Source organism: Pseudomonas canadensis (assembly GCF_000503215.1).
Taxonomy (GTDB): domain Bacteria; phylum Pseudomonadota; class Gammaproteobacteria; order Pseudomonadales; family Pseudomonadaceae; genus Aquipseudomonas; species Aquipseudomonas canadensis.
In genome coordinates this window covers 58,856-65,114 of the sequence record NZ_AYTD01000018.1, presented here as the reverse complement: position 1 = coordinate 65,114, position 6,259 = coordinate 58,856, and the positions used below count along the sequence as shown (strand labels likewise).

The 6,259-nt window shown below is 60.5% G+C and carries 6 protein-coding genes; 2 read left to right on the top strand and 4 right to left on the bottom strand.

Annotated features, from left to right (window positions below; translation table 11 throughout):
- Positions 1–198 precede the first annotated feature (198 nt).
- The 3 genes from U367_RS0122610 to gcl are packed head-to-tail and all read right to left on the bottom strand — an operon-like array spanning position 199 to position 3,675.
- Positions 199–1,107, bottom strand: coding sequence for a 2-hydroxy-3-oxopropionate reductase (locus U367_RS0122610; RefSeq protein WP_323990650.1), 909 nt, complete (start codon positions 1,105–1,107; stop codon positions 199–201).
- Complete coding sequence (hyi, locus tag U367_RS0122605) at positions 1,107–1,889, bottom strand: hydroxypyruvate isomerase (RefSeq protein ID WP_028615701.1); 783 nt, start codon at positions 1,887–1,889, stop codon at positions 1,107–1,109. Before hyi ends, U367_RS0122610 begins: the two co-directional genes overlap by 1 nt.
- Positions 1,890–1,899: 10 nt before the next feature.
- On the bottom strand, positions 1,900–3,675 hold the full coding sequence (gene gcl / locus U367_RS0122600; RefSeq protein WP_028615702.1) for a glyoxylate carboligase: 1,776 nt from the start codon (positions 3,673–3,675) through the stop codon (positions 1,900–1,902).
- 256 nt (positions 3,676–3,931) lie between these two features.
- Between gcl and U367_RS0122595 the strand changes: the two genes are divergently transcribed.
- Positions 3,932–4,372 carry a GlcG/HbpS family heme-binding protein gene (locus U367_RS0122595; RefSeq protein ID WP_028615703.1) on the top strand — a complete coding sequence of 147 codons (441 nt, stop codon included), beginning with the start codon at positions 3,932–3,934 and terminating at the stop codon, positions 4,370–4,372.
- 98 nt (positions 4,373–4,470) lie between these two features.
- Here the strand turns inward: U367_RS0122595 and U367_RS0122590 are convergent, their stop codons facing one another.
- Positions 4,471–5,076 carry a TetR/AcrR family transcriptional regulator gene (locus U367_RS0122590; RefSeq protein ID WP_028615704.1) on the bottom strand — a complete coding sequence of 202 codons (606 nt, stop codon included), beginning with the start codon at positions 5,074–5,076 and terminating at the stop codon, positions 4,471–4,473.
- A 134-nt stretch (positions 5,077–5,210) separates the two neighbouring features.
- Between U367_RS0122590 and U367_RS0122585 the strand changes: the two genes are divergently transcribed.
- Positions 5,211–6,125 carry a DUF808 domain-containing protein gene (locus U367_RS0122585; protein WP_028615705.1) on the top strand — a complete coding sequence of 305 codons (915 nt, stop codon included), beginning with the start codon at positions 5,211–5,213 and terminating at the stop codon, positions 6,123–6,125.
- The last annotated feature ends 134 nt before the right edge of the window (positions 6,126–6,259 follow it).

The window sequence follows — 6,259 nt, the reverse complement described above, 5'->3', positions numbered from 1 at the left end:
CGGCCGCTGCGGTCGGCGGGCAGGTAGGGTTCAAGGACTTGCCGGGGGTGGGCGGCGTCGATGGCTGTGGCAAACAGCTCGCGAAGCAGATGTTGCGGATCGACCGACATAAGCGGGCTCCCGGGGATTCTTGTTATTAGGGGTGAGACTTGGAATAGGGATTAAAGGTGGGAGCTGGCTTGCATTTCAAGTGAACACTTACTTATCGCGAATCGAGAAATTCGCCATATGCTCCAGGCCCTTGATCAGCGCCGAGTGGTCCCAATTGCCGCCGCCAATCGCCGTGCAGGTGCTGAACACCTGCTGCGTACCGGCGGTATTCGGCAGGTTGATCCCCAGTTCCTTGGCACCGGCCAACGCCAGGTTGAGGTCCTTCTGGTGCAGGTTGATGCGGAAGCCCGGGTCAAAAGTGCCCTTGATCATGCGCTCGCCATGCACTTCGAGGATTTTCGACGAAGCAAACCCACCCATCAGCGCTTCACGCACCTTGGCCGGGTCGGCGCCGTTCTTGGCGGCGAACAGCAACGCTTCGGCCACCGCCTGGATGTTCAGCGCGACGATGATCTGGTTGGCGACCTTGGCGGTCTGGCCATCACCATTGCCGCCCACCAGGGTGATGTTCTTGCCCATGGCCTGGAACAGCGGCAAGGCGCGTTCAAAGGTCTGCGGCTCGCCGCCGATCATGATGCTCAGGGTGCCGGCCTTGGCGCCGACTTCACCACCGGACACCGGTGCATCCAGGTACTGCGCGCCGGTCTCGTTGATCTTGGCGGCGAACGCCTTGGTGGCGGTGGGGGAGATCGAACTCATGTCGATCACCACCTTGTTCGGCGACAGGCCGGCGGCGACGCCGTCTTTGCGGAACAGTACGTCGTCGACCTGCGGGGTGTCCGGGACCATCACAATGATGAACTCGGCTTCCTGCGCCACTTGCTGCGGGTTGGCCAGGGCCACGGCGCCTGCGTCGATCAGCGCTTGCGGCGCCTTGCCATGGTGCTCGGAAAGGAACAGTTGGTGACCTGCTTTCTGCAGGTTCGCGGCCATGGGTTGGCCCATGATGCCAGTGCCGATGAATCCGATTTTAGCCATGAAAGAATCCTCTTTTATTAGATGGCGTTGTGGGTCTTCAACCAACCCAAACCCGCTTCGGTGGTGGTCAACGGCTTGTATTCACAGCCGACCCAACCCGTGTAGCCGATGCGGTCCAAATGTTCGAACAGGAAGCGGTAGTTGATCTCACCGGTACCCGGCTCGTTGCGCCCTGGGTTGTCCGCCAGTTGGATGTGGTTGATCTCACCCAGGTGCGCGGCCATGGTGCGGGCCAGGTCGCCTTCCATGATTTGCATGTGATAGATGTCGTACTGCAGAAACAGGTTGGCGCTGCCCACCTGTTCGCGAATCGACAGGGCTTGCGCCGTGTTGTTCAGGTAGAAGCCCGGGATGTCGCGGGTGTTGATCGCTTCCATCACCAGCTTGATGCCCACCGCTTGCAGTTTTTCAGCGGCGTACTTGAGGTTGGCGACGAAGGTTTTTTCCAGGGTTTCGTCGTCAACGCCTTGTGGCCGGATGCCCGCCAGGCAGTTGATCTGGGTATTGCCCAGCACCTGGGCGTAGGCGATGGCCAGCTTGACCCCGGCACGGAATTCTTCGACCCGGTCCGGGTGGCAGGCCAGGCCGCGTTCGCCCTTGGCCCAGTCACCGGCCGGCAGGTTGAACAGCACCTGGGTCAGGCCGTGGGCGTCGAGTTGCGCCTTGATTTCGGCAGAGCTGAATTCATAGGGGAACAGGTACTCGACACCTTCGAAGCCCGCATCGGCGGCCGCTTTGAAACGGGCAAGAAAGTCCTGTTCGGTAAACAGCATGGACAGGTTGGCGGCGAAACGCGGCATAAGGTTCTCCTTAATCGAGCAGGGAAATGGCAGTCGGCGCATCGTTGCCGACCAAGGCCAGATCTTCGAATTCGTTGACGGCGTTGATCTCGGTGCCCATGGAAATATTGGTCACGCGCTCCAGAATAATCTCAACGATTACCGGAACCTTGAATTCTTCGATCATTTCCTCGGCGCGGCGCAGGGCCGGCGCGATCTGGCTCGGCTCGAACACACGCAAGGCCTTGCAACCCAGGCCTTCGGCAACGGCCACGTGGTCCACGCCATAGCCATTGAGTTCCGGGGCGTTGAGGTTGTCGAAGGACAGTTGCACGCAGTAGTCCATTTCAAACCCGCGCTGAGCCTGGCGGATCAGGCCGAGGTAGGAGTTGTTCACCACCACGTGGATGTACGGCAGCTTGAACTGTGCGCCCACGGCCAGTTCTTCGATCATGAACTGGAAGTCGTAGTCGCCGGACAGCGCCACCACTTTGCGGCTCGGGTCAGCCTTGACCACGCCGAGGGCGGCGGGGATGGTCCAACCCAACGGGCCGGCCTGCCCGCAATTGATCCAGTGGCGTGGCTTATACACGTGCAGGAACTGCGCGCCAGCAATCTGCGACAGGCCGATGGTGCTGACGTAGCAGGTGTCTTTGCCGAACACCTGGTTCATTTCTTCATACACGCGCTGTGGCTTGACCGGCACGTTGTCGAAATGGGTCTTGCGGTGCAGGGTGGCTTTGCGTTGCTGGCAGTCATTGAGCCAGGCGCTGCGGTCCTTGAGCTTGCCGGCGGCTTTCCACTCGCGGGCCACTTCAATGAACATCGTCAGCGCGGAACCGGCGTCGGACACGATACCCAGGTCCGGGGTGAAGACGCGGCCAATCTGGGTCGGCTCGATGTCGACGTGAATGAACTTGCGGCCCTCGGTGTACACCTCGACCGAACCGGTGTGGCGGTTGGCCCAACGGTTACCGATGCCCAGCACCACGTCCGACTTGAGCATCGTCGCGTTGCCATAACGGTGGGACGTCTGCAGACCGACCATGCCGACCATCTGTGGGTGATCGTCCGCAATGGTGCCCCAGCCCATCAGGGTCGGGATCACCGGGATGCCGGTCAGTTCAGCGAATTCAACCAGCAGCTCGCTGGCGTCGGCATTGATTACGCCACCACCGCTGACCAGCAGTGGGCGCTCGGCCTGGTCCAGCAGCGCCAGGGCTTTTTCCACCTGCACGCGGGTTGCCAGCGGCTTGGCGAGGGGCAGGGGTTGGTAGGCGTCGATGTCGAATTCGATCTCGGCCATCTGCACGTCGAACGGCAGGTCGATCAACACCGGGCCTGGGCGGCCGGAGCGCATTTCATAGAAGGCTTTCTGGAAGGCGTACGGCACTTGGCCAGGTTCCAGGACGGTGGTTGCCCACTTGGTCACCGGCTTGACGATGCTGGTGATGTCCACGGCCTGGAAGTCTTCCTTGTGCATCCGGGCGCGGGGCGCTTGACCGGTGATGCACAGGATCGGGATCGAGTCGGCCGACGCGCTGTACAGGCCGGTGACCATGTCAGTGCCTGCCGGGCCCGAGGTACCGATGCACACGCCGATATTGCCGGCCTTGGTGCGGGTGTAACCCTCGGCCATGTGGGAGGCGCCTTCAACGTGGCGAGCAAGGACGTGATCGATGCCACCCACTTTCTGCAAGGCCGAATACAGCGGGTTGATCGCGGCGCCTGGGATACCGAAGGCGGTGTCCACACCTTCGCGACGCATCACCAGGACGGCGGCTTCGATTGCTCTCATTTTGCTCATGATATTGGTGCCTCTTGCGTTTTGTAATTGTATACAAGTGGTGTCTGGACAAAGTGTATTCACGGCGAGCGGCGTAGGTCAATGCATTTTATAAACTGGCCTATGCGTTCGTCGGAACGGCTTTTTTCGACGCATGGAGCCTTTGTGCGAAAATATTGTATACAAAATTAAAGGTCATTGTGTTCTATTTGTTTGATCGAGCATCTGATCATTCAGACCTCCATCGCTTTCCCAATAACAAAAGAAGGACGGCACCATGAGCGCTTTAACCTTGAAAGTCGCCACCCAACTGGCCAGCCAGGCCCTCAGTGCAGGGCGCACCATCTGCGCTGCGCCGCTGACCATCGCCGTGCTCGACAGCGGCGGCCATTTGATCACCCTGCAACGCGAAGACGGCGCCAGCCTGCTGCGCCCGCAAATCGCCATCGGCAAGGCCTGGGGCGCAATTGCCCTTGGCAAGGGCTCGCGCCTGCTGGCACTGGACGCGCAGCAGCGACCGGCGTTTATCGCGGCGTTGAACAGTTTGGGGCAGGGCAGCGTGGTGCCTGCGCCGGGTGGGGTATTGATTCGAAATCAGGAAGGCGCGGTGCTGGGGGCGATCGGGATCAGCGGGGATACGTCGGACATTGATGAGCAGTGTGCGATCACGGCGATCGAGGAGATCGGGCTGTTGGCAGACGCCGGCGTATCAGCCTGACACCACCCTTTGTAGGAGCCGGCTTGCCGGCGATGGCGCTCGAAAGAGCGCCGCAGAATATGAAAGTCTCATCGCCGGCAAGCCGGCTCCTACCAAGGTCAGTCCGGCTCGCAGCCTTTGAGCACCAGCCGGATGATCGTCTGCGCCGCCGCCTCGTAATCCGCCTCATCCAGCTTGGCCTTCCCGGTCACCGCCGAGATCTGCCAGTCAAAATCCGCATAGGTCTGCGTCGCCGCCCAGATGGTGAACATCAAGTGATTGGGTTCAATCGGCGCAATCAGGCCGCGATCTACCCAGTCCTGGATGCAGGCGATGTTGTGCTTGGCCTGGGCGTTGAGCTGTTCGACCTGGTCGGCGCTGAGGTGCGGGGCGCCGTGCATGATTTCGCTGGCAAAGACCTTGGAGGCAAATGGCAGGTCGCGGGAGATACGGATTTTCGAGCGGATGTAGTTGCTCAGTACTTCCTTGGGCGCGCCGTCCGGGTTGAACGGCGTGGAAGCGGCCAGGATCGGCTCGATAATGCTCTCGAGCACCTCGCGGTAGAGGTTGTCCTTGGACTTGAAGTAGTAATAGACGTTGGGCTTGGGCAGCCCAGCCTTGGCGGCGATGTCGCTGGTTTTGGTCGCGGCGAAGCCCTTGTCGGCAAACTCCTCGCTGGCCGCCCGCAGGATCTTTTCTTTGTTGCGCTCGCGAATGGTGCTCATAAACCTGGAGTTTCCTTGCCAAGACTGGCGGTTGCGCATGGTAGCACCGGCCATCTGCGAGCCTCAACAATCTGCCCGCCGGGCCTTGCGCCGCGCTATGCTCGCGTCATCCCACTCTTACGGAAGCGCGATTCATGGCAGGAAGCAGCTTGTTGGTGTTGATCGACGATATCGCCGCAGTACTCGATGACGTTGCCCTGATGACAAAAATGGCGGCAAAGAAGACCGCTGGCGTCCTGGGTGATGACCTCGCCCTCAATGCCCAACAGGTCTCCGGCGTGCGTGCCGAGCGGGAAATTCCCGTGGTGTGGGCGGTGGCCAAGGGGTCCTTCGTCAACAAGTTGATCCTGGTGCCAGCGGCTTTATTGATCAGCGCGTTTGCACCGTGGGCGGTGACGCCGTTGTTGATGCTCGGCGGTGCCTACCTGTGTTTCGAAGGGTTCGAGAAGCTGGCGCATAAATTCCTGCACAGCAAAGATGAAGACCATGCGCAACATGTGCAGTTGGTCGAGGCCGTCTCGGACCCGGCAACCGACTTGGTAGCCTTCGAAAAGGATAAGATCAAAGGCGCCATCCGTACCGACTTCATCCTCTCCGCCGAAATCATCGCCATCACCCTCGGCACCGTGGCCGATGCGCCCTTGATGCAGCAGGTGATCGTGCTGTCCGGCATTGCCATCGTCATGACCGTGGGTGTCTACGGGCTGGTGGCCGGCATCGTCAAGCTGGATGACCTGGGCCTGTGGCTCACCCAGAAACCTGGCCAGGCGGCGCGCAGCATCGGTGGTGCCATCCTGCGTGCGGCGCCGTACATGATGAAGAGCCTGTCGGTAATCGGTACGGCGGCGATGTTCCTGGTGGGCGGCGGGATTCTCACCCACGGCGTGCCGGTGGTGCATCACTGGATCGAGACGGTCAGCCAGGGCGCAGGCGGGGTGGCGTGGTTGGTGCCGACGCTGCTGAATGGCGTGGCGGGGATCATTGCCGGGGCGGTGGTGTTGGTCGTCGTGCAAGTAGTTGGCAGGGTATGGCGAGCCGTTAAGCGCTGATTAGTTCGCAGCGAATACAGACTGAAAAGTTGTTTAAGCTTAATCCTACAGTTCGGTTTTCAAGGCATTTATAGGATGCGTCGCGTGCCTTCCCGTGAAGTCACGCACTAAGAAAACGGATCGAGTAGGGAGTT